General features: G+C 59.7%; 17 protein-coding genes. 6 read left to right on the top strand and 11 right to left on the bottom strand.

Going from position 1 to position 24,255, the window contains the following annotated elements; all coding sequences use genetic code 11:
* Positions 1-33: 33 nt before the first annotated feature.
* The 8 genes from PY254_RS17220 to PY254_RS17255 form a co-directional block, all read right to left on the bottom strand.
* On the bottom strand, positions 34-906 hold the full coding sequence (locus PY254_RS17220) for an NAD-dependent epimerase/dehydratase family protein (protein ID WP_281013281.1): 873 nt from the start codon (positions 904-906) through the stop codon (positions 34-36).
* A gap of 22 nt (positions 907-928) precedes the next feature.
* Entirely contained in the window at positions 929-1,963 is a 1,035-nt protein-coding gene (gene gmd, locus PY254_RS17225; RefSeq protein ID WP_281013282.1) for a GDP-mannose 4,6-dehydratase, read from the bottom strand.
* Positions 1,964-2,036: 73 nt separating this feature from the next.
* Positions 2,037-5,486, bottom strand: coding sequence for a glycosyltransferase family 4 protein (locus PY254_RS17230; protein WP_281013283.1), 3,450 nt, complete (start codon positions 5,484-5,486; stop codon positions 2,037-2,039).
* A gap of 4 nt (positions 5,487-5,490) precedes the next feature.
* Positions 5,491-7,527, bottom strand: coding sequence for an FkbM family methyltransferase (locus PY254_RS17235; RefSeq protein WP_281013284.1), 2,037 nt, complete (start codon positions 7,525-7,527; stop codon positions 5,491-5,493).
* Positions 7,524-8,750, bottom strand: a complete 1,227-nt coding sequence (locus PY254_RS17240) for an ABC transporter ATP-binding protein (protein WP_281013285.1) — start codon at positions 8,748-8,750, stop codon at positions 7,524-7,526. Before PY254_RS17240 ends, PY254_RS17235 begins: the two co-directional genes overlap by 4 nt.
* On the bottom strand, positions 8,747-9,541 hold the full coding sequence (locus tag PY254_RS17245; protein WP_281013286.1) for an ABC transporter permease: 795 nt from the start codon (positions 9,539-9,541) through the stop codon (positions 8,747-8,749). The genes PY254_RS17240 and PY254_RS17245 overlap by 4 nt, the downstream gene beginning before the upstream one ends.
* A gap of 13 nt (positions 9,542-9,554) precedes the next feature.
* Positions 9,555-10,952, bottom strand: coding sequence for a glycosyltransferase family 4 protein (locus PY254_RS17250; RefSeq protein WP_345781819.1), 1,398 nt, complete (start codon positions 10,950-10,952; stop codon positions 9,555-9,557).
* Between the two features lie 74 nt (positions 10,953-11,026).
* Positions 11,027-12,196, bottom strand: coding sequence for a cystathionine gamma-synthase (locus PY254_RS17255; protein WP_281013287.1), 1,170 nt, complete (start codon positions 12,194-12,196; stop codon positions 11,027-11,029).
* 272 nt (positions 12,197-12,468) lie between these two features.
* On the opposite strand from PY254_RS17255, the gene rfbB reads away from it, so the two are divergent.
* From rfbB to PY254_RS17280, 5 genes are read left to right on the top strand one after another with little or no spacing between them, the layout of a single operon-like run.
* Positions 12,469-13,539, top strand: a complete 1,071-nt coding sequence (gene rfbB / locus PY254_RS17260; RefSeq protein WP_281013288.1) for a dTDP-glucose 4,6-dehydratase — start codon at positions 12,469-12,471, stop codon at positions 13,537-13,539.
* Entirely contained in the window at positions 13,536-14,426 is an 891-nt protein-coding gene (gene rfbA, locus PY254_RS17265; RefSeq protein ID WP_281013289.1) for a glucose-1-phosphate thymidylyltransferase RfbA, read from the top strand. Before rfbB ends, rfbA begins: the two co-directional genes overlap by 4 nt.
* Positions 14,423-14,983: a dTDP-4-dehydrorhamnose 3,5-epimerase gene (gene rfbC / locus PY254_RS17270; RefSeq protein WP_281013290.1), complete on the top strand. Its 561-nt coding sequence runs from the start codon at positions 14,423-14,425 to the stop codon at positions 14,981-14,983. Before rfbA ends, rfbC begins: the two co-directional genes overlap by 4 nt.
* Positions 14,980-15,912: a dTDP-4-dehydrorhamnose reductase gene (gene rfbD, locus PY254_RS17275; protein WP_281013291.1), complete on the top strand. Its 933-nt coding sequence runs from the start codon at positions 14,980-14,982 to the stop codon at positions 15,910-15,912. Before rfbC ends, rfbD begins: the two co-directional genes overlap by 4 nt.
* Before the next feature lie 18 nt (positions 15,913-15,930).
* Positions 15,931-17,343, top strand: a complete 1,413-nt coding sequence (locus PY254_RS17280) for a mannose-1-phosphate guanylyltransferase/mannose-6-phosphate isomerase (RefSeq protein WP_281013292.1) — start codon at positions 15,931-15,933, stop codon at positions 17,341-17,343.
* Between the two features lie 95 nt (positions 17,344-17,438).
* On the opposite strand, the gene PY254_RS17285 is transcribed toward PY254_RS17280, so the two are convergent.
* From PY254_RS17285 to PY254_RS17295, 3 genes are read right to left on the bottom strand one after another with little or no spacing between them, the layout of a single operon-like run.
* On the bottom strand, positions 17,439-19,493 hold the full coding sequence (locus PY254_RS17285) for an oxidoreductase (RefSeq protein WP_281013293.1): 2,055 nt from the start codon (positions 19,491-19,493) through the stop codon (positions 17,439-17,441).
* A 5-nt stretch (positions 19,494-19,498) separates the two neighbouring features.
* Complete coding sequence (locus PY254_RS17290; RefSeq protein WP_281013294.1) at positions 19,499-20,812, bottom strand: amino acid permease; 1,314 nt, start codon at positions 20,810-20,812, stop codon at positions 19,499-19,501.
* Between the two features lie 50 nt (positions 20,813-20,862).
* Entirely contained in the window at positions 20,863-21,933 is a 1,071-nt protein-coding gene (locus PY254_RS17295; RefSeq protein WP_281013295.1) for an aromatic ring-hydroxylating oxygenase subunit alpha, read from the bottom strand.
* 294 nt (positions 21,934-22,227) lie between these two features.
* Here PY254_RS17295 and PY254_RS17300 point away from each other — a divergent pair, with 294 nt between their 5' ends.
* Positions 22,228-24,246 carry a tetratricopeptide repeat-containing sulfotransferase family protein gene (locus PY254_RS17300; protein ID WP_281013296.1) on the top strand — a complete coding sequence of 673 codons (2,019 nt, stop codon included), beginning with the start codon at positions 22,228-22,230 and terminating at the stop codon, positions 24,244-24,246.
* Positions 24,247-24,255: the final 9 nt, after the last annotated feature.

Genomic DNA, 24,255 nt, shown 5'->3' on the forward strand with positions numbered 1-24,255 from the left:
GGCCTTGAGAAATCAAGACCGCATGTAGGCACGTCACTGGCCGGTGTACATCCAAGCGAGGGTCTCTCGCATTGGCTTTGTCGGCAGGAACCCGGTCACCGCTCGAAGCCTCCCGTTGAAGCCAACCAACCTCGCGACATCGTTATTTCGCACGAACGCCTGGTTGACCTGAACCTCGATCCGATAGCCCGCAATTTCCGCCATCATCTTCAGTATGTCGGCAAGCGAATGGCCCATGCCGGAACAGATGTTCAATGTGCCACCGAGAGGCAATGCCAGGACGATCGACCCATAGGCCTTGGCTACATCACGCACGTCGGAGAAATCGCGGATCACGTCCGTATTGCCCAGTTCGATTGTCCGCGCGCCGCGCCGAAAGTGACTGACGATCTTGGGGATCAGAAACTGCTCGGATTGGCCCACGCCGGTGTAGTTGAAGGGTCGCGTGATCACGATCGGCAGCCGATCCGCCCACAGCCGCGCCATATACTCCATCGCCAGCTTACTCACCGCATAGTCATTCGCCGGTGCCGGTGGCGTTTCTTCTGTGATCGGCTCGACCTCGGCGTTGCCGTAAACGTTGGCGCTGCTGGCCAGCACCACGATCCGTGGCTTCTTTGCAAGCTGCGCCAGTGCATCGAGAAGATTGCGGGTGCCCACCACATTGACACGGTAGATCTCATCGACGTCGCCATGGGCAACGAACGAGATGGCCGCCAGATGCAGCACTACTTCCGGCTTGATCTCGGCGACAGCCTTCGCAACCGCCTCACGGTCGAGCAGGTTAACGGCTACCGACTCGGACCCCGATGGCTCAGGCCTGTCGCTCAGGCCGACCACGTCATAGCCGGCCGCCTCGAGTTCGGCGGCGACATACCTGCCGGTAAACCCATTGCGACCGGTCAACAGTGCGCGTGGACGGCCCACCTCAGAACGACGCCCCGCGCTCGTTGCGAGCAATGTCGGCAATGACCATCATCTGACACAGCTCCTCCAACGTGGTCTTCGCCTCCCAACCCAGCTTTTCTCGCGCCTTGGAGGCGTCGCCAATCAACAGCTCGACTTCGGTCGGACGGTAGAAACGTGGATTGATGCGCACCAACTCACGCCCGTTGCCTGCGTCGACCCCGCGCTCATCCTCACCGCTACCGCGCCATTCGATCGTGATACCAGCGGCCTTGAACGCCATGCTGACGAAATCGCGTACGGTCTCGGTGCGGTTCGTGGCAAGCACGTAGGTATCCGGCTCGTCGGCCTGCAACATCCGCCACATACCCTCGACGTATTCCTTGGCGTAGCCCCAGTCACGCTTGGCGTCGAGGTTGCCCAACTCGAGTATGTCTAGCTTGCCCAGCTTGATCTTTGCCACCGCGTCGGTGATCTTGCGCGTGACGAATTCACGGCCACGCAACGGCGATTCGTGATTGAACAGGATGCCACTGCTGCCGAATATGTCGTAGGACTCGCGGTAGTTCACCGTCATCCAGTGTGCATAGAGCTTGGCCACTCCGTAAGGACTGCGCGGGTAGAACGGCGTGGTCTCGATCTGCGGCACGGCTTGCACCTTGCCGAACATCTCCGAAGTCGACGCTTGGTAGAACCGAATCTTGCGGTTCACTGTGCGAATCGCCTCGAGCATATGCACGGCGCCAATGCCTGTGATGTGGCCCGTAGTGATCGGCTGGTCGAACGACACACCGACGAAACTCTGAGCAGCAAGGTTGTATACCTCCGACACCTCAGTGCTTTCCAGCAGGCGAATACTTGATCCGAGATCGGTAAGGTCATACTCCATCAACGACAGGTTGGGATGCTGGTCGATGCCGAGCTCCTCAATGCGCCAGAAGTTCACCGAGCTGGTGCGGCGATAGGTACCGTAGACCTGATAGCCCTTCTCCAGCAGCAACTGCGCGAGATAGGCACCGTCCTGCCCGGTAATGCCGGTGATCAAGGCAGTTTTCATGAAAGCTCCTGTTCAATAAAAAAATTCACAGCCTGTTCTTCCTTGCATCTGGAAACGCCAGGCGACAATCGGTTCAGATGACGAGTTCAGATTCAGGGAGCACGCTCACCGAAATAAATGGACGAATCTCGATCTCTCGCACCATCAAGTTGGTTCCTGCACCCACCCCAACACGTATTTCCAGATCGGATACATCCGAGCTCAGCGTCAGCTCGGTCTGAACCAGCAATATTTCAGCATCGGCACTACACGGCGAGAAATCTTGGTGTGCGTGCACTTTTGCTCCCAACGAGCTGCACACATCCATCCACGCATTCTCCCCGTTACCTTTGCCGTATATGTTGATGAGGTAGTGCCCAGCATGCAGCGGTACGTAGGGGCCGTATATTAACAGCCCTGCATCCCCTCTCGTAGCCATGTGCCCACGTGTGAGCTGCCCTATCTGGGACTGAAAGCGATAGTCGAATGCGCCGTAACGGTGCACCGGACCAGGCATCCATTGATGAATCCATGCCTCACGATGCACAACATCGACAAGCTGTGCCGTGGCCTCTCGCCAGGTTTTCCACTGCATCCCATTCGATTGGGGCACCTGCCCCTGTGCATCAAGCTGCAACCACGCATGCAATGCGTCACCAAGGTCTTCAGCGCCGTAGCCCGAAAAGTAATATGCATGCTCACCTGCGATTTCCCGAAAGACTGGCAAGTCACGTGTGATCAACGGCAACCCATGATGTGCTGCCTCGATCAGCGGTAGGCCAAAACCTTCACCTTCCGAGGCCATGATTAGCGCCGACGCACGATGATAGGCCGCAAGCAGCAAATCATCGCCCGCCTTCTCGAACCAGAAGAGCCGCTTACCCAGCTGGGGATGTTCGCGAATACGCAGCAGCAAATCATCGACAAGCCAGCCCGGCCTGCCAATGATCAAGAGATTGGCCTCGGTTCCCTGTGCCCAGAGGCGATCAAATGCCGCCAATGTCTGCGCGTGCCCCTTGCGAGGCTCGATTGTTCCCACCATCAGAAAGGTAGGCTGCTTATCGACTCTGACCAGGCTCACGTCAATGGGGTCGGAGGAGGCGTGTGTGACTTCAGCAACTGCCAGATCAGCGCCAAGGTGAAACCATCCGATACCCAGCGATCGCTGCCGTTCCGGTCGCGCCTGATGTAGCCACGCTTCAAATTCATCCGCGACGGCCCTGGAAATGCATACGATGCCGTCAGCCACTTCGGCCACTGATTCATACCACCGACGGAAGAGCGGCAACAGATGCGGCTCGAAGCAATCCGGCCGCAAGACGGGTAAAAGATCGTAGAGAACGAAATACTGCCGTACCCCACTATTCCTCATCTTGCGAAATACGTTGATATAGGCCGGGATCAAATGAGCGACGAGATCCAACCCCAGATAGACATCGCCTTTGGCAAACTGCACGGGTTCATCCGGCGGAAGGGTCTCGCCCTTGAAATAACGCCGTTGACAATAACTGCGCGCATAGCGAAATACGCCGTCATCCCCCAAGCAAACCGGCTCCACCCGGTAGCCGGATGGCGGGGTCATGATCAGTTCGTCAAGCACATGACGCACTACGCGCTGAATGCCCGTACCAGCATCCCTCACAAACAGATTGGAGATATCAACCAGCCACTGCGAAGAGGCCCCAGGGACAGCTACATTCGCGGCAAGAGCTGCCGCGACCCGCGACCAATCCTGCTCTGTAGCATCGTCCGCTCCTTCGATACCAGCCAGCTTTGTAGCCGTATCACGCAGACCGTCACGCCATGCCAACGTCTCTTGCAGACCCCCATCGGCGAGTGCGCGATCTGGAATGACTTGAATACTTGCTGCTGCGGCAATGCTCTGGAAGTTCACCAGTTCACCCAGCACTTCGGCAGAGAAGCACCGAACGATGGCCTTCTGCACGGCATGGTATCCACCCGCACGATAGAGCATGGACACCACAAGTTCGCGACCTTCAGCATCCCGCGTTAGTGCCCGCAGTGCCGAGCCGAAAGTCAGGTCGCGCAGCACGACGTCCACTGCCCCCGTCGCAGCAAACTTGAGGGTTTCTGCGCAATACGGTTGATCCGCCAACTCGATGACGACCCGGTCAAAGCGGTCGCGTTCGCGAATGAAACGCGCCAGTGAGCGCCTTGTCGAAACTCCCGTGCAGTCCTTGTCTGCGTAGATCACTGCGGAACCGAACTCAGGTCGAACCCCGACCGAAGACGGTGCTGGCAGGAAGGCTGTCTTGAATTGCGCCTGTGGCGCCTCCCATACGCCAGGCGAGGCGCTTGGCTTACGGCGGCTGGCTGCCGCTTCGAAAGCCGCGATAGCGCGGCGGGCAGACTCTTGCCACGAAAATTTCAGGCACTGTTTCCGCCCATGTTCGCGAAGGCTTACGCGAAAACTGTCGTCGGTAAGGGCTTCAATCATCTTTCCTGCAATGGCGCCATCATTGCGGGGATCGAACAATGCATCCTCACGACCAATGACCTCCGGAAGGCTGGAGGTATTGGAGCCGATGACGATGGCTCCGCTCGACATGGCCTCCAACGCAGGTAAGCCGAAGCCTTCCTGCAACGACGGAAAGACGTACAGTGCACAGAGGTTGTAGAGCTTCACCAGATCGCGGTCCGGCACGTAACCGACGAATACCACTTCATCACCGCTCAAACCAAGCGACATCGCCAAGCTTTCCAGCGCTTCACGCTCCGGTGCTGGCGCCCCGCCGACGATCACCAATTGATGCTTGCATCGCAACGCACTCGGCATCAGGGCGAACGCACGAATCAGAGCGTCAATGTTCTTCCGCGCATCGAACCCGCCCGCATACATGATGAATGGTCGCTGGAGACTGTATCGGCACATCAGCTCCTGCCGAAACGACTCAGCACTTTCCAACGGCATGAAGATGTCGTCTGCAGCACCGGAGATGTCGGTCAGACGATCCGCTGGAATTTCCAGCAGCTCACTCGCCTCGTCACAGGAAAACCGAGAGATGCCGAGCAACACATCCGCTCGACGCAAATGCCCCACCTTTTCCATGTACCAGCGCCTGACACGGGGGTCACACAGGTAGGTTTCCTCATGCGCCAGCGGGATCAGATCATAAAGAGTGATTGCCCCAAGATGTGCCTCGTGTCCGGGTATCGTGGCAATCACATCATCGGCAAGTCCCTCGAACAAACTGGCCACGTGGACGACATCCGGTTTCAGTTGCCGCAGTGTCTGCATCCGCAACACTTCGGAAGCCCGCATGCGGAATGCATTGTCTGGGTGAACGCATGCCGTGGGTGTCAGGGCCTCCCAAGTGTGTATTCGCTCCTGCGGCAGAACGCTATCGAACTGCCCGCGCAGGAATTCGACTGACTCACCCATGGCCGCATTGAGCAGAATGGTAATGTCATGTCCACGCGGGTTTGCAGCCATTGCCTTGGCCAGCGCCAGCGAATATCGACCAATGCCACGGCGGCGACTCTCTGGCGATTGGCACGCCTGAAGATCCAATACGATATGCACTCCCCTACTTCCTCCTGGACCGCAATGGATTGTCACTTCGCTGCCGCCTTCTTCTGGCAGCCTGGATTTCTTCGAGTACCTGCGTCGCCAGTCTCGTCATGAGCATCTGCGGCTGCGACGTTTCTGATGGCTCACCCAAACGCTCGGCTGGCGAAGCGCCGAACAAGAACAACCGTGTATAGGTCGTCAATCTGGAATCCGGCCCGGCAATCCGAGTTGCGGAAGTTCGCAACCACGACCAACGTGCCATCAGACGCAGCAGCGGCCTGCATAGATGCGCAGGCCAACGCAGTAGGTGGTAAATACCTCGAAAAATGGTGCTGATTGCCACGTGCACCCCACGCCTCATCCACCGTAAAGGGCGGGTAATGCGCCAGGAAACGCTCCGCTGAATCATCTGGATCAGTCCACGCAGACGACTGACCTCTTGATCGCGAAATGCCACCTCACGATGGAGCCGGCCGATTTCATTCTGCAATACAGGAATTTCGGCAACCCGATTCTCCAGTTCGGTGCGCAGCGAGGTAAGATCCTGCTCATGGTTTGTCAGCTCGATGCTCAACAACGCCATTTGCCTGGAGGCAGAGGCCAAGTCCAGCCGAGCTACCGCCAGCGTCTGTTCCAAGGCAGCGATCACTTGCTCACGGTCAGCCAACGCCCGCTCCTTGCGAGCGTGTTCTGTCTGCAGACATTCGGCATGGTTTCGCCACTGCTCAATTTCAGCTTGCAAATGTGCCGACGCCCGCGCTTCATGCTCCGTCAACACCTCTAGCTGGCGTCGATGCTCGACCAACGCGGCCTCGCGTCGTTCGTTTTCGTCGCGCAGGTATTCTGCATTTAGACGCCATTGCTCACCCTCACTCTTCGCATGCGCTACCGCCTGCGCCTCGCGCTCTGCTGCCTCTTGTAACAGGCGTCGATGCTCGACCAATGCCACCTCGCGCCGTTCGTTTTCGTCGCGCAAGTATTCTGCATTTAGACGCCATTGCTCACTCTCACTCTTCGCATGCGCCGCCGCCTGCGCTTCGCGGTCCGCCGCCTCTTGAAGCAGGCGTCGATGCTCGGCCAATGCCACCTCGCGCCGTTCGTTTTCGTCGCGCAAGTATTCTGCATTTAGACGCCATTGCTCACTCTCGCTCTTCGCATGCGCCAACGCCTGCGCCTCACGCTCTGCCGCCTCTTGTAGCAGGCGTCGATGCTCGACCAATGCCACCTCGCGCCGTTCGTTTTCGTCGCGCAGGTAGTCGGCATCTGTTCGCAACGATTCACATTCGGACTCAAGCTTGATCACATGTTGTGCATTGAAAATCGTCGACAAGTCTCTTTGCGCCACATCCAACTCATTGCGCGCTTTCATCTCTGATGCGCGCACGAAATAGTCAAAGACGTTCGGAGGGTAGGAAAATGCCTCGTCGAGCTCTACATGCTCGTCAGCCACATAAAAACGATTAAGCCCATCCTCGTAGACAAAATGATAACCGCGCCCGGTAAGTAAGGGCTCCCACTCCATATACGCGGGTTTCTGGCTATTCGGCTCAGTGGCCTCCAGTAATATGATCCAAGGGCGCAACTCCTCAAGCGAGAATCCCCGCAACGTTGCAGCCTCACCACCTTCACAATCGATTTTTAGAAAATGAACTTCGGTGACTCGACAAGTTTTGCATATATTGTCCAGGGTCACACATTCCACATCCGACTCACGAATCTGGTGACCTGCCTGCACATGTCGCCTCGCAAATTCAGGATCAGTTGTCGACAATCCGCTATCGATCACTTCAAACAGATGCAGCCTGCCTGGGCGATCGGAGACCGCAAGCTGCAAGTTGATGTCGTGCGGACGATCGACGACAAGTCGCTGGAACCAGTGCGTAACGGGTTCGATGTTGATTCCCCGCCATCCCATTTCGTAGAAGGCTTTTGTCACCGAATCATCAACCGGGTCTTGAGCTCCAACGTCAATGTAAAAACCATGCCGAATCCCACGCAGTGCGCGAGCGACCATTACATCTTCGTAATTCTGGGCATAGGAGACAAAACTCATGAATTCCGTACCTCGATTTGAGGAGGAACCCAAGCTGTCCCGACAAACACCGCACGCGACATATTGGAAACGCTAAAGACCAACGCAAGGTCCCTCCACTCATAGTTATTGACGAGATGGGTTTCCGTACTGACGAGCGCCGTAGAAATCGAATAGCTTCCCTGTCCGAAATTCATTGGGAAGCTGATGCGAAATTCGAAACATTGCCCTGCATGCACGTTATCAAGGACTTGTTTAGTATGATGAGTATTGGTGCCGAATACTGGCTGCCCTAGACGGTCCTTGATCATGTAGCCCAGCACCAATCGTGGAACATCTTGCTGCACAGCTACGCGAACCACCAAGGTAACTGGCTGGCCGACATCAACGAACTCCACGGGCTCACCTGCCTCATTGAGGAGCGAGATATCTTCGACTACAGCCTCACCACTGCCCGAGACGGTCTGAACGCGGCCACTCGCATGTTTGGAAACTTTTATCGTGCTGTTCTCGCGTTCCGCGATCAGCGCATTGTAAAGATCCATGACCTCCGCAGGGTCACCGTCCTTTACGAGCATACCGTTTTCCAGAAGCAGCGCGCGATCGCACAAGTTCTGCACCGCACCACTATCGTGCGAGACAATCAACAGGCTCGTACCCTGCTCGCGGAACTGTCGTATCCGGTTGAAGCACTTGTGCTGAAAATAGGCGTCACCCACGGACAGCGCCTCATCCACAATCAAGAGGTCCGGGCGGAAGGCCGTTGCAATCGCAAACCCCACTCGCATTTGCATGCCGCTTGAGTAGGTGCGTACAGGCTCATCGAAATATTCGCCGATCTCGGCGAATTCCTCGATAGCTGCCATGACACCAACAATGTCTTCCCGGGAAAATCCCATGAGTCCGGCCGTATGGTAGACATTTTCCCTTCCGGTCAAATCAGCGCTAAACCCCATACCAAGCTCAAGGATGGCCGCAACGCGGCCGTTCACAGCAACAGAACCTTCTGTGCCCCTGAGTGTCCCCGTAATCAGTTTGAGCAGTGTGCTCTTGCCTGCACCATTCTGACCAACGATACCGATTGACTCACCGCGTGCGACGTTGAATGAGACTCCACGGAGAACCCAAACTTCTGACTTGACACGTGCACCAAATCCAAACCACGTAGCGAATCGACGCCACTCGGATCCATAATCGCGAAAAGCCTTTCCAAGTCCACGTACTTCAAGCAGTGATTTAATCACAGCACATCCACCATTTCGGGCGCTGCACGCCTGAACAGAATCAATGAAAACAGCAGCAGGATGGCCGCAGTCACCGCAATGATAGCCAACCCGGTAATGTGCGGCGCACGCCCGTAAAGGATGACATCCTGGAATGCGACAACCATGTGCATCATCGGATTGAATTCCAACATGGCGCGCAGCCGGTCCGGAATGATACTTGGCATATAAACGATCGGTGTCAGCCAGAACAACAGCTGCAGCACTACCGCCATGACTTGCGCCACATCTCTTACGAATACGTTGAGCACACCAAGAATCAGGCCGAGAGCAATCGCGAACGCCAGGTTGATACCCATCAGAATGGGTAGCCACAACATCGCCAGGCTCAATGGATGACCTATTAACAGAAATACACCTACTGCCGCCGCCAAGAGCAATATATTATTAACCAACGATGAGCCTGCGATGATAATCGGCAGGCAAACCCGCGGGAATGCCATCTTCTTCATCAGATTGCCATTGTCGACAAATAGGGTCAGTGAGCGCGTCACCACCTCTGCGAACAAGGACCAGGCAATCATGCCAGCCATCAGATAGATCACATATGCATAACGATTGTCGATGCCGGGTAATTTGGCAGCCATGATGCGCGACAGCACAAGGGCGTAGATCGCGACCTGAGCCAAAGGTTGCAGAACCATCCAGAGACCGCCCAACTTGCTGCGCGCGAACCGTGAGCGCAGATCGTTCCTTATTGAAGACACGATAAAGTGACGATAGCTCCATATCGCTAACAGAATCTCTTTCATGAAACACGCTTCCTCATATGGTGACACCTGGTGAAGCGACGCCCGAACTGGTGAGCGCACCCGAACACGACAATGCCTCCACCCGCCTGATTATCCGCTGCGCCGACCTCTGCGGCGAAAGCCTGTCTCGGATATCGCGTGCTGCTTGCGCGCCGACGCTCACCGCGAAGTCAGGATCCTCGACCAAACGACGCATGTAGCTTGCCGCCACGTCTACATCTGGTTCAGCCCAACGTTGACCGGCATGATGCAAGTACTCGCCATCGCCGACCGCCACCAACTGGTAGTCCACCAGGCAGCTGTTAGCTGGCGTCATGAAGTCCATATTTCCCGACCACGCGGTGGCAATTACCGGCTTGCCCATATGCATGCATTCGGCAAGGCCCAAACCGAATCCTTCCGCGCGATGTAGCGAGACGTAGGCATCTGCGCACCGCTGGAGCGCACCCATGTCGCTTCGATCGATAATCTCGTCCCGGACGATGATGCGCCTGTCCGTCCCAGCGACATTCAGCAATGCCCGTAACTTCTCCGGGTGACGATGACCATTGCTCGACTTGATCAACAGCTTGACGTTCGGGTGATCATCGGCGAATGCAAGCCGGAACGCCTCGATCGCAGCCTCCGGATTTTTTCGAGCAACGAAGGAATTGAAGTCGAAACTGTTGAGGAAAATGAAATCACCTTCATCGAGTCCGAAATCGTCTCGAACCAGACCACTATCGGGCGACTGGGTGACCGGCAGTGGGACACTCCACACTGGCTTGTCGGTAACCTTCGCCACCGCGTTACGAATGAAGTCCGTGGACACCATGACTTCGTCGACGTGAAGAAAAGCAGGAAGCCATTCGTCCGGAAACTTCTCCAGCTCCCAAAACCAACATGCAATGGTATATCGATTATCCAGACGCTCCTTGCCAATGCTCGCCATGGCCTGTTCCAGATAATCCGGATTGACAAAGATGAGATTGATCCCGTACGGCGTCTCTCCACGAATATGCGAATCGAGACTGAAGTCGTTCATGCCATGGGGAATGTCGATAGCGATATCGTGAATCGCCACTGGGTAACCTTCTGCCAACAGCGCCCGCGCGTACAGTCGCGCACCCTCGGCCAAGCCGAACTGGCCACGGGCGTATGCAAAAATATTCACGCCCACGCCTTCCGCACCGGCGTTTTCGCAAGATGTCGCTACTGGCTCGCGCAACAGGCTTCCACGTCCCCAGTTCGGCGTTCGCCTGAACTTGAGATGTTGACCGGCACGCGTCGCGAGCACCTCCGACACGCGGTTGCGCAGCGCTACCGGAAAATGGCGATAGATGACCTTGAGCCATGGCTGCCGACGAATCCATGCCGACAGACTCAATAGCCCGATACCAATGGCCATCCTTTGCTTGATCGCGATACTCACCTGATTGCCTCTGATCGTCGTAAGAAACTCTTCGCACCATCCCTTGATGGCACGAGTTGATTTGTTCAGAGCTTCTATTTATCCAGGGCTTTGGTCAGCTCGGCCCGAAGGTCGTCGATATTTTCCACACCCACCGAAAGGCGCACCAGCCCATCACTGATACCCAGGCGTTTGCGATTAGCCGCCGGTACTGAAGCGTGGGTCATGATGGCCGGATGCTCGATCAGGCTCTCGACACCCCCGAGTGATTCAGCCAAGGCAAAGAGCTCACATCGCTCCAGCATGCGCCGCGCCTTCTTCAAGCCCCCCTTGACCTCGATCGTGATGATGCCGCCGAAGCCATGCATCTGACGCTTTGCCAGTGCGTGCTGCGGATGGCTTTTCAGGCCAGGGTAGATCACCCGCTCCACAGCTGGATGCCTTTCCAACCACTTCGCCAACTCCAATGCATTGGCGCAATGCGCCTGCATGCGCAAATGCAGGGTTTTCAGTCCGCGCATGGCCAGGAACGCATCGAAAGGACCAGCCACTGCACCGACCGAGTTCTGCAGGAAGCCCATCTGCTCGGCCAGCGCCTGATTACCGGCCACGACAATGCCGCCGACCATATCGGAATGGCCGTTGATGTACTTGGTCGCCGAATGCAGTACCAGGTCGGCACCGTATTCCAGCGGCCGCTGCAAGATCGGCGAGCAGAACGTGTTGTCCACTACCAAAATCAGTCCATGCTTCCTGGCGAACGCGGCGACCTTGCTCAGGTCGACCAGTTTCAGCATCGGATTGGTCGGCGTCTCGGCCCAGATCATCTTGGTGTTGGGTTTCAGCGCCGCCTTCATCGCCGCCGTATCGTTCAAATCAATAAAGCTGAAATCCAGGCCTGCGGAGCGGCGTCGCACCTTTTCGAACAGACGGTAGGTCCCGCCGTAGAGGTCGTCCATCGCGATCACATGACTACCTGAGTCGAGCAGGTCAAGTACGGTGGCCGCGGCAGCCAGTCCCGAGGCAAACGCGAACCCGGCCACGCCCCCTTCCAGGTCCGCCACACAGCGCTCGTACGCCATACGCGTAGGATTCTGCGTCCGCGAATATTCGTAGCCCTTGTGCACGCCAGGACTCTGCTGCACATAGGTCGAGGTGGCGTAGATCGGTGTCATGATCGCACCGGTGCTCGGGTCGGGATGCTGACCGGCGTGGATCGCACGGGTGCCCATACCCTGTCCGCTGCGTTGCTTGCTGCCTTTCATCGCTCTAGGTCTCCCTGCTCGCAGGGCGAGCAATGTGGATGAGAATCAAGCCGCTGATTGTAGCCGCTGAAAGGCGCTGACTGAGGAAGTTCATGTACATGGCGTTCATCTGAAAATGAGCCCGCTGTGGGCTTTCCAGCGTGACAGGGCTCCGAAGCACGCCGCGAAGTCTGTCCGGGCTTGGTCATTGGGTGTGAAACCGGCATCATTTGCAGGTTACGCGGCACGATCAGACCGGGTCGACCGACCCGACTGGACCTCAAGGACCCCTGATGAACGATTCATCCTCAAGGAGCAAGACTCTGCTGGTAACCGGAGGCGCCGGGTTCATCGGCGCCAACTTCGTGTTGCAGGCAGTCACTGATGGCCTTCGGGTGATCAACCTCGACAAGCTGACCTATGCCGGCAATCCCGATACGCTGAGTTCACTGCAAGGCAATGATCGACACAGTTTTGTGCACGGTGACATCGGCGACCGCATGCTTGTGGCTCGGCTGCTGGCTGAACATCGGCCGGACGCGATCTTGAATTTCGCCGCCGAGTCGCATGTGGATCGTTCGATCGACGGACCGGCCGAATTTGTGCAAACCAACGTGGTTGGCACCTTGGCACTGCTTGAGTGTGCCCGCGACTACTGGCGCAGCCTTGACGGTGGCGCACGCGATGACTTCCGCTTCCTGCATGTTTCGACCGACGAGGTTTACGGCTCACTCGGCGCCGAAGGCAAGTTCACCGAAACTACCCCGTACGCACCGAACTCGCCCTACTCCGCGTCCAAGGCGGCTTCCGATCACCTGGTGCGGGCGTTCCACCATACCTACGGCTTGCCGGTGCTGACCACCAATTGCTCGAACAATTACGGGCCGTACCAGTTCCCCGAAAAGCTTATTCCGCTGGTGATCCAGAAGGCGCTGGCTGGCGAGTCGCTGCCGGTCTACGGTGACGGCTTGAATATCCGCGACTGGCTGTTCGTCGGTGATCACTGCAGTGCGATCCGTTGCGTGCTTGATGCGGGCCGAGTTGGCGAAACTTACAATGTCGGTGGCAGCGCGGAGCGCGAGAATATTGCGGTGGTAAAGACCATCTGCGCCCTGCTCGACGCACGCCGACCGCTGGCCGATGGACGGGCGCGGGAATCACTAATCACCTATGTCAAGGATCGCCCCGGTCACGACCGGCGCTACGCGATTGATTCCAGCAAACTGCAGGGCGAACTGGGCTGGCAACCCACGCATACCTTCGAGACCGGTATCGCGCAGACGGTCGATTGGTATCTCGCCAATCAGACATGGAGTCAGCGCGTGCTGGATGGCAGCTACCGCATGGAGCGCCTCGGCTCATGAGCACGACCCAGAAAGGCATTATTCTCGCCGGCGGCTCCGGCACACGCCTGCACCCAATCACCCGCGCGATCAGCAAGCAGCTGCTGCCGGTGTACGACAAGCCGATGATCTACTACCCACTGGCTACCTTGATGTTGGCCGGCATCCGTGAAGTGCTGGTCATCAACACGCCGCACGAGCAGGCGATGTTCCAGCGCCTTCTGGGCGATGGTTCGCAGTGGGGGCTGGACATTCGCTATGCCGTGCAGCCTTCGCCGGACGGGTTGGCCCAGGCATTCACGATTGGTCGCGAATTCGTCGACGGCAAGCCCAGCTGTCTGGTGCTTGGTGACAACATCTTCTACGGCCATGGCTTTACCGATCGACTCAAGCGCGCCGCTGCACGCGAACGCGGCGCTACCGTGTTCGGCTACTGGGTAAAGGATCCCGAGCGCTACGGCGTGGCCGAGTTCGATACTGCCGGCAAGGTGATCGGGCTGGAAGAAAAGCCTGCCATGCCGAAGTCGCACTACGCGGTCACTGGCCTGTATTTCTACGACGCGCGCGTTTGCGATTACGCCGCGTCGCTTAGGCCGTCACCACGCGGCGAGCTGGAGATTACCGACCTCAACCGTTGCTATCTCGATGACGACTCGTTACATCTGGAGCAGCTTGGCCGTGGCTTCGCCTGGCTGGATACCGGCACGCACGAGTCGCTGATGGAAGCAGGCAATTACATCGAGACCATCGAGAACCGGCAGGGACTGAAAGTGTGTTGCCCGGAAGAGATCGCCCACCTCAATGGCTGGATCAACGACGAGCAGCTGCTGCGCCTGGCCGAACCGCTGGCCAAGACCGCCTACGGACAGTACCTGCAGAACCTGGCGCGCGAGGGCCACCCTCAATGAGGGTGATCAGCACATCACTACCCAGCGTGTTGATCCTCGAACCACAGGTCTTCGGTGATTCCCGCGGCTTTTTCTACGAGAGCTACAACGAACGGACCTTCTGTGGGGCCGGCATCGCAGATCATCGTTTCGTTCAGACGAATGTATCGCGCTCGGCGAAGGGCGTATTGCGCGGCCTGCACTACCAATGGCCGAATCCGCAACGCAAGCTGGTTAACGTATTGGAAGGCGAGGTTTACGACGTGGCGGTGGACATACGTCACGGCTCTCCCACATTTGGACAATCCGTCGGAGTGATCCTTACCGCAGACAACCATCGCCACTTCTGGATACCCGAAGGTTTCGCGCACGGATTCTGCGTGTTGTCCGAATTCGCGACGTTCACCTACCAGTGCACCGCGTTGTATGACCCGAAGGCTGACGCAGGCATTCGCTGGAACGATGCGGCATTGGGTATCGACTGGCCGATCAGCGCTCCTCTGCTGTCAGACAAGGACGGCAAAACCCCGCTATTGCAGGACGTGCCGGCGGAACGGTTGCCGGTCTACACACCGTGAAAATCCTGCTGCTCGGTGCTAACGGTCAACTCGGTCGCACGTTCGTTGAACAGGGTGGCTTGGCCGTGCGCGGTGAGTTGGTCGTCGCCAGCCGCGACGGCACGCTGACGCAAGGCGGCGGCCACGGGGAGATCGCCGACCTGTCGACGCCTGAGTCGCTGCCCATTCTACTGGACCGCGTGAAACCAGCCGTGATCGTCAATACTGCCGCGTATACAGGAGTAGACCGAGCCGAACAGGAAGAGGCACTGGCTACCCGGGTCAATGCCGAAGCAGTCGGCGTGCTCGGCCAGTGGGCAGCGGCACGCGGCGCACTGGTCATCCATTATTCCACTGATTACGTTTTCAACGGCCTGCAGGCAAAGCCTTACGCCGTCGATGCACCCACCGGCCCGCTCGGCGCCTACGGCCGCAGCAAACTGGCTGGCGAGCTGGCTTTGCGCGGTAGCGGAGCTGGTCACCTTATCTTTCGCACCGCCTGGGTGTATGCGGCGCATGGCCACAACTTCCTGCGTACCATCCTGCGTTTGGGCGCCGAGCGCGACGAACTACGCGTTGTTGATGACCAACACGGCGCTCCGACCCATACGATGCTCATCGTTGAGGCGACACTCGCCGCGCTTGATCAGTGGACGCCAGCCGATGCCACGCAACGGCACATACTGGATGGCACATATCATCTGGTCGCCAGCGGCGCCACCACATGGCATGGTTTCGCCAGCGCCATCTTCAAGGAGGCTGTCGAGCTGGGCCTGCTGGCACACCCACCTCACGTTGTCGCGGTCAGCAGTTCCGAGTTTCAAAGCCAGGCAGTGCGCCCGACGTCGTCTTTGTTGGACAATACGAGCTTCCGACAACACTTCAACTTCAGACTGCCTGACTGGCAGCTCGGCCTGCATGACGTCATGCGCAGGCTGGCCACAACCTAGTACTGAAAAGGACCAGTTATGTTGATTCCCCTTATTCTCAGCGGCGGCAGCGGTACTAGGCTTTGGCCCGTCTCGCGCAAGAATCTTCCCAAGCAATTTCTGGCGTTGGCCGGCAAGGGCACGTTATTCCAGCAAGCCATTGCGCGTACCCGCCAACTGCCTGACGTCGCCGCGCCGATTGTGGTGGCCAGCGAGGATCACCGCTTTCTTGCGGCCGATCAGTTGCTGGAAGCAGGCGTCGAACATGCGAGCATCGTGTTGGAGCCACTGGCTCGTAACACGGCGCCGGCGATCGCGTTGGGCGCTCTGCAGGCACTTCAGCGTGATGCCGAGGCTGTGCTGCTGGTGCTGCCGGCTGATCATCTGATTGGCGACACGGCAGCCTTCGTCGAGGCAGTGCAACAGGCGTTGCCGCTGGCAGCCCAGGGCTGGTTGGTCACGTTCGGCATCCGTCCTGATCGCCCGGATACCGGCTTTGGCTACATCCGCCGCGCCGAGGCGATCGACGGTCAAGGGTTTCGGGTCGAACAGTTCGTGGAGAAGCCGAACCAGCCTACCGCCGAGTCCTATCTTGCCGACGGCGGCTACGACTGGAACTCCGGCATGTTCCTGTTCAAGGCTTCGCGCTATCTGGAAGAACTCGCCGCACACGCGCCAGCAATGTTGGCTGCCGTGCGCGTGGCCTACGCTGCCGCCACGGTGGATCTCGACTTCGTGCGTATCGACCGCGATGCGTTCGCCAAGGTACCCGACGATTCGATCGACTACGCGGTGATGGAGAAGACCCAGCGCGCGGCGGTGGTTCCGGTAAGTTGCGCGTGGAGCGACATCGGCTCGTGGTCCGCGCTGTGGCTCACCGGCGACAAGGATGCCGACGGCAATCTGTGCGAAGGCGACACGATGATGGTCGACACGCGCAACTCACTGCTGCGTTCGTACAACCGTCATCTGGTGGCCACGGTGGGCGTGGATGACCTGATCGTGGTGACCACGCCGGACGCGACTCTGGTGGCACATCGCGACGCTGCACAAGACGTGAAGAAGATCGTCGAGCAACTCAAGGCTGCCGGCCGCAGCGAAGCTTCGCTGCATCGCGTGGTGCATCGTCCGTGGGGCAACTATGACTCGCTGGAGGCGGGTGAGCGCTTCCAGGTCAAGCGCATCGTGGTCAAGCCGGGCGCCAGTCTGAGTCTGCAAAAACATCATCATCGCGCCGAACACTGGATCGTGGTGTCCGGCACCGCCGAGGTCACCTGCGACGAGAAGGTGTTCCTGCTGGGCGAAAACCAGAGCACATACATTCCGCTGGGCAGCAAGCACCGCCTGCGCAATCCGGGCAAGGTGCTGCTGGAACTGATCGAAGTGCAGTCCGGCAGTTATCTGGGCGAAGACGACATCGTGCGCTTCGACGACGTTTACGGTCGCGCCTGACGGCTGCTGGCTCTGTAGGAACGCACCCTCTGCGCGATTGTCCTTGCTCTTCGATGGTTACCGAGAGCATCGCGCACAGGGTGCGCTCCTACGCATCAGCCGACGTGGAAATGGCGCTTGAACGCAACGCCGGCAGCAGCGGGCTCTTCCAGTTCACGCGCATAGCGATGCCCCGCATACACTGCGTGTGCGATCAGGCCGGGCGCCTCGGCGTCGCCGATGCTGCGCAGCGACTGCAGGCCGGCAGCGGACCATTCCGACTCGCGCTGCAACAGGTTCTGATACAGCGAATCGTCGGGCAAGCGGGCGGTCACCGTGACGACGGCATCGCAGGCGAGCTCACGGCGTTGATGAGTCCAGACATCTTCGATGGTGAGCGTGCTACCGTCGAAGCCGACGATGTCGTGCGAGACGACCGCATCGATACCAAGTTTGGCCATCCGTTTGCGGATATGCCGGTAGTCGAGCGTGTTCTGACTCCACGGCGCAATGCTGTCGTCGGGCGTGAGATGGGAGACGTCGCAGCCATGCAGGCGCAGTGCTTCGGCGGCAACGCTGCCGTAGTAGAAACCATCGTCATCGAACACCACCACACGTCCTTCAGGAAAGTGGCCGTCCATCAAGTTGTCCAGCGTGAATACATGCGGGTTGTCGGTGAAGCCCGGAATAGCAAAACCGTTGCTGCGACCATAACCGTCGCGACGCCAGTGACAGCCGGTGGCGATCACCACGTGCTCGGCGCCGAAATCGAGCACGTCCTCCGCGGTCATCAGCGAGTCGCGATAGACCGCCACGTTCGGCAGCTTGTCGATCTGACCTACGCGCCAATCGCGCACACGCGCCCATTCGGCCAAGCCTGGCATGCGCGCCTCGCGCGTCACCCGGCCCCCCAGTTCCTTGCGCGCCTCGGCCAGACTCACGTCATAGCCACGCTGGCCCAGCGCACGCGCTGCTTCCAGCCCCGCCGGGCCGGCGCCAACCACCAGCACGCGACTGGCGGTGCGCTTCGGCGCAATGCGCTCCGGGTGCCAACCCTTGCGCCACTCCTCGCCCATGGTCGGGTTTTGCGTGCAGCGGATTGGCGAGATGGTCATGTCGCCGGAAACGCAGATATTGCAGCCGATGCATTCGCGGATGTCGTCGACACGGCCTTCCTCGATCTTCTTGGGTAGGAACGGATCGGCGATGGATGGCCGCGCGCAACCGATCATGTCGAGCACACCACGCTTGAGCTGCGAGACCATCGTGTCCGGCGAGGTGAAACGGCCGACGCCGACCACCGGCTTGCTGGTGGTCTGCTTGACGAAGTCGATGAAGGGCTCCTGCGCGCCTTCGGCAGCGAAGCGCGAGGGCACCGAGTCGTTGTACCAGGCGGCCAGGTTCACATCCCACAGGTCGGGCAACTCGGCCAGCATGCCAACGATATCCTTCGCCTCGGCCAGTTCGACGCCGCCGGGACCAAGCAGTTCCTCGGTGGCGAAACGCAGCGCCAGCGCGCAACGATCACCCACCGCATCCTTCGTGTCCTGCAACACTTCGCGCAACAACCGCACGCGGTTCTCCAGCGAGCCGCCGTACTCGTCGCTGCGCTGGTTACGCCGGCGCTGCAGGAAGTGCATGGCCAGCGACAGGTCGTGCGCAGCGTAGACGTAGATGATGTCCATGCCCGCGCGTTGACCACGGATCGCTGCCTCGCGATGCCAGCGCCGGTACTCGCGAATATCGCGCTTGGTCATCGCCCGCGCCTGCGACGGGTAGCCGTATTTGGACGGCTGATGCGACGGCGCAATCAAGACCTCGCGCGAGTAGAGGTTCGACGCGGTCGGGCCGTTGTGGGTCAGTTCCAGTGCGGCCAGCGCACCGTGCGCGTGCACCTTGTCGCACATCAGCGCCAGCGCGGGAATGTCGCGGTCGTCCCACAGTCGCGCTTCCACATAGGGCGTGAGGTCGCCGCTGGGATGAATCTCGCATTCCTCGGTCGATATGACTGCCCAGCCACCTTCCGCTTTCATTTCGCGCATCGCTGCATGCGCCAGCGGCATTGCGTGACCCATGCCGTTGCAATGTGGCACCTGGAAGAAGCGATTTTTCGCGGTGACCGGGCCGATCTTGAGCGGGGTGAACAGAATGTCGTAACGGGGATCGCGCATCGTGTTCAAACCTCGACAGGTTCGACCGGCTTTCGGCGCAGTCGCATGAAGACATACAGCGGCAGTCCCGCCGCGATCAAGCCCAACGCATACACGAACGGCTTGCCGCCAATGCCAACGAAGGCGAACACCACATAGGCTGTGCCGATGCCTGCCACCAGCAGCACGCTGCGCCCGCTGCAACCCGGCATGCCACGTCGCCACAACACCGCCAGGGCCAACGCACAGCAAAGATACAACGGCAGGTTGGCGGCGGTGACCACCAGGGTGAGGAAGGTGAACGCCGCAACCAGCGAACTGCTGTAGCTCATCCCCACCATCAGCGAGGCCAGCGCGCCGGTGATCAGCAACGCGGCAATCGGTGCGCCATGCCGGTTGCTGCGCGCAAACAGCGGTGGCAGCACACGGTTGTCCGCCATGGTACGGGTCAATTGACCAGCCAGCAGAGTCCAGCCATTCAAGGCGCCAAGTCCGCTGATCACCACGAACAGCGCCAGCCAGCGGCCAAACCCGGCCCGGCCGAAGCTGTCCATCAACAGCGCAAACGGTGCGCTGGCGTTGGCCAGCACGTCCTGTCGCAACAACAGCAACGGTACGGTCGACACGACGACGTAGATCAGCGCCACGACGACAGCACCCGTCATCGTGGCGCGCGGAATCGTGCGGCCCGGGTTGTCCACGCGACTGGCCGGAATACTGGCGGACTCGATGCCAAGCATCGCGAACAGCGCGATAGTCGAGGCCGCCATCACGCCAGCGAAGGTCACCGGCGTGGTCGGCGGATGCGCGACGTAACTTTGCGGCGAGTCCAGCAGCACCCAACCACCGAGTACGGCAATCGCCAGCATCGGCAGCAGCTTCAGCGTGGTGGTGACGATCTGCACGATGCCGCCGGTACGCACCCCGAGCAGGTTGATCAGGGTGAACAGCCACACCAACGTCAGCGCAAACCACACCGACGGAATGGCACTCAGCTCCGGCATCACCACGGTGACGTAGCCCACCACGCCGGTGGCCAGCGCCGCGTTGGTCAGCCACAACGACACCCAGTACGCCCACATCGACATGTATGCCGGCAGTTCGCCGAGGGTCTCGCGGACGTAACCGTAGGGGCCATCGGCACCTGGCAAGGCCGCCGACAAATGCGCGAATACCCGCGCCAGGGTGAGGCAGCCGAACAAGGTGATACCCCAGCCGATCAGCGCGTTGAAGCCATACGGCGCCAATGATGAGGGCAGCAGGAAGATGCCCATGCCGATTACATTGCCCACGACAAGTGCGGTGCAGGTCCAGAAGCCGATCTTGGTGCGATCCCGCATATCGACGTCTACCTGTTCAGTTCCGTGGATGCCGATACAACGTCAGCCATTTACGCGGATTCCCCGGCAGGACCGGCGTACGCCGCACGCAACAGGTTCTGAAAATGCCATACGCCGCCCTCGCGCTTGGGACACAACCGACCCGGCGTATACGCACCCGATGCCAGCCCCCGCTGCACCGCCTCGCAAATGCCGATGTCCTCGTTCTGCACTTCGTCGCTGAAGCTGCGGTCGGCGTCCATGCGCGCCTGCGCCTTGGGGTCTTGCGCGTAGTAGTAATCGAACACGATGCGGCAACGGCCCGGCCCCAGCGGCAGGATGCGGTTGGTCTGCAACCGGCCCGGCATGATGTTGAGCATCACGTTGGGATAGATGAAGTAGTAGAACGCCTGGCCGTCACCGTAGATGTCGGTGCTGTTGCGCAGCGGCGAGGACTGCAGCGAATGCCACGGGAATAGCTCGGTGTCGTAGGCACGATAATCGAGCACCTTCGACAATCCCGGATGCACGTGCGGCAGGTGGTAGCCCTCGAGGAAATTGTCGACGTAGACCTTCCAGTTGCAGTCGATGTCGTAGGTATCGCGGCGCAGGTAACGCATCGCCGACAGGTCGATCGGCGCGATGCGTTCGGCGATCCCGGCATAGACCTCTTCGAACGGCGGCACGGCATCGTCAAGCGCGACGAACACCAGCCCCTGCCACTCGTGCACGCGCAGCGGCGGCAGGCGAATGTCTTCGACATGGAAGTCACAGGCGTCCTGCATCTCCGGTGCGCTGCGCAACTGACCTTCGAGCGTATAGGTCCAGCCATGGTATTTGCAGTGCAGCGCACGCGCGCCCTTTCCGTTGCACAGCGCCAGCGGACCAGCGCGATGGCGGCAGACATTGGGAAAGGCCCGCAGCACGCCATCCTGTCCGCGCACCAGCAGCAGCGGTACACCACCGACCTCATAGATCACATGATCGCCGGGCTCGGCCAGTTGCTCCTGGTGGGCCACCAATTGCCAGCTTCGCGCGAACACCGCACGCTGCTCCATTGCCAGCATCACGTCGCCAGCGTAGTACGGCGCCGGCAAGGCACGCGCACGATTGAGTTCCTCGACCTTCGTGTCATCTGGCATGACGAATTCGCTCCCCCGGTGGAGTGGACGCGCCGGCTGGCTGCGTACATGGTTGGGCAGTGTATGCCCGATTCCACTTCGCGTCTGCGACACCTGTGGCCGCCACGCGGTCAGCTCGTAGACGCGTTATGCGAGGTTGATCATCCCTCCCACTATCTCCGGGCGATGTTCGGATGTAGATTGCGGCGATACCCGTGCGGAGTCGTCGTTGCCGATGTCATGCGCTGAATCCCTGCCGCAGAAAGCGGAATCTCACCCACAGCGGATCGCTGCCATGACTGGCCAGGTTCACTCGTGACGGAAACCGCCGCCACCGGCACGCTGGAGCAGGCGCTGGCGCACGCGGAGCGTCTGCTCGAACACGACGTGGCGCAGGCGATCGAACAACTCGGCGAAATTCTGCAGGTGGCCGGAGGGCATCCAGCTGCGTTGCGCCTGCTTGCCCTGGCCCGATCGGTCGAAGGTGATACTCAGGGTGCGCTGGACATCCTGATTCCGCTGGCACGCACACAGCCGAACTGGGCCTTGCTTCATGTCGACCTTGGCATGTTGCTGGGCCGCAGTGGCCGTGGACAGGAAGCGCTTGATGCACTGCGCCGGGCAGTGACGCTGAAGCCCGAGCTGCCGCAAGCGTGGCGCGCGTTGGCTGATCACCTGATGGCCGCCGGCGAACAGGAGGCGGCAGACGCCGCCTACGCCAGTCACGTGCGCTATTCCACGCATGATCCGCGCCTGCTGGAGGCGGCCATTGCGCTGGCCGAAAACCGCATTCCCACTGCCGAAGCGTTGTTGCGGGAACACCTGAAGCAGGCGCCCACGGACGTGGCAGCGATCCGCATGTTCGCCGAAGTCGCTGCAAGGGTTGGCCGCAACGAAGACGCCCTGCACCTGCTCGAGCGTTGTCTGGAGCTGGCACCCGGGTTCGATGCGGCGCGCCAAAACTATGCGCTGATGTTGTATCGCAGCAACCAGCCGGAACCGGCGCTGGTCCAACTCAAATATCTGCTGGCAACGGAACCGGACCACGCCGCTTATCGAAATCTGATGGCGGTGGTGCTGTGTCGCATTGGCGATTACGAGCCGGCCATACGCATTTATGCGGATTTGCTGCAACGTTATCCAGACCACGCGAAGATATGGATGAGCTACGGTCACGCGCTGAAGACGGCCGGACACGCGGACCGCGCCGTCGACGCGTATCGCCGCAGTCTGCACTTGCAGCCGGGGTTCGGCGAAGCGTGGTGGAGCCTGGCCAATCTGAAGACCTTTCGTTTCAGCGCCGAGGACCTGGCTGTCATGCGGCAGCAACTGACAGGCACGGAGCTCACCGAAGACGACCGTTTGCACCTTGAGTTCGCCATCGGCAAGGCGCTGGAGGACGCGGCCGAATACGCCCCATCGTTCCGCCACTACGCACGTGGCAATGCGATCCGGCGCGGGCAATTGCATTACAGCGCCGACGAAACCAGTGCGCGGGTGCAGCGAACCTGCGCTCACTACAGCCGCGACTTCTTTGCCGCGCGCGCCGGCATGGGCTGCCCTGCACGCGATCCGATTTTCATTGTTGGCCTGCCACGCGCCGGCTCGACCCTGATCGAACAGATCCTGTCCAGCCACAGTCACGTCGAAGGCACCATGGAGCTGCCCGAAGTCGCGTCCATGACACGCAGCTTGCGCCGACAGCCTGGCGCCGGCAGCGCGGCGCCGTACCACGATGCGCTGGCGGCACTCGACGCCGACGCATTGCGTGCTCTCGGTGAGCAGTACCTGGCCCGTACGCGGATCCAGCGCAAGACCGCAGCGCCGCTGTTCATCGACAAGATGCCCAACAACTTCATGCACATCGGCCTGATCCACCTGATGTTGCCGAATGCAAAAATCATCGATGCGCGCAGGCATCCGCTGGCCGGTTGCTTCTCGGCGTTCAAGCAGCACTTCGCGCGCGGGCAGAGCTTCAGTTACGACCTTGCCGATATCGGTCGTTACTACCGCGACTACGTCAAGCTGATGGCACACTTCGATGCTGTGTTGCCTGGCCGTGTCCATCGCGTGTTTTACGAGCGCATGGTCGATGACACCGAGGGCGAGGTGCGGCGGCTGCTCGATCATTGCGGGCTACCGTTCGAGGCATCCTGCCTGCGCTTTTTCGAGAATGCGCGGCCGGTGCGCACGGCAAGCTCGGAACAGGTGCGCCAGCCGATCTACCGGGAGGGGGTGGATCACTGGCAGCACTACGCGCCGTGGCTGGGGCCACTGGAGTCGGCCCTCGGGCCGGTACTGGAAAACTATCCGGACGTGCCGGATCGAGAGTAGTTGCAACTT

Origin of the sequence: Rhodanobacter sp. AS-Z3 (assembly GCF_029224025.1) — a bacterium.
In the GTDB taxonomy this organism is placed as follows: domain Bacteria; phylum Pseudomonadota; class Gammaproteobacteria; order Xanthomonadales; family Rhodanobacteraceae; genus Rhodanobacter.

Excerpts from the sequence above, each read along its gene's own strand:
- gmd (WP_281013282.1), bottom strand. The coding sequence starts at position 1,963 with ATGAAAACTGCCTTGATCACCGGCATTACCGGGCAGGACGGTGCCTAT.
- PY254_RS17235 (WP_281013284.1), bottom strand. The coding sequence starts at position 7,527 with ATGAGTTTTGTCTCCTATGCCCAGAATTACGAAGATGTAATGGTCGCT.
- PY254_RS17245 (WP_281013286.1), bottom strand. The coding sequence starts at position 9,541 with ATGAAAGAGATTCTGTTAGCGATATGGAGCTATCGTCACTTTATCGTG.
- PY254_RS17255 (WP_281013287.1), bottom strand. The coding sequence starts at position 12,196 with ATGAAAGGCAGCAAGCAACGCAGCGGACAGGGTATGGGCACCCGTGCG.
- rfbB (WP_281013288.1), top strand. The coding sequence starts at position 12,469 with ATGAACGATTCATCCTCAAGGAGCAAGACTCTGCTGGTAACCGGAGGC.
- rfbA (WP_281013289.1), top strand. The coding sequence starts at position 13,536 with ATGAGCACGACCCAGAAAGGCATTATTCTCGCCGGCGGCTCCGGCACA.
- rfbC (WP_281013290.1), top strand. The coding sequence starts at position 14,423 with ATGAGGGTGATCAGCACATCACTACCCAGCGTGTTGATCCTCGAACCA.
- PY254_RS17280 (WP_281013292.1), top strand. The coding sequence starts at position 15,931 with ATGTTGATTCCCCTTATTCTCAGCGGCGGCAGCGGTACTAGGCTTTGG.
- PY254_RS17285 (WP_281013293.1), bottom strand. The coding sequence starts at position 19,493 with ATGCGCGATCCCCGTTACGACATTCTGTTCACCCCGCTCAAGATCGGC.
- PY254_RS17290 (WP_281013294.1), bottom strand. The coding sequence starts at position 20,812 with ATGCGGGATCGCACCAAGATCGGCTTCTGGACCTGCACCGCACTTGTC.
- PY254_RS17295 (WP_281013295.1), bottom strand. The coding sequence starts at position 21,933 with ATGCCAGATGACACGAAGGTCGAGGAACTCAATCGTGCGCGTGCCTTG.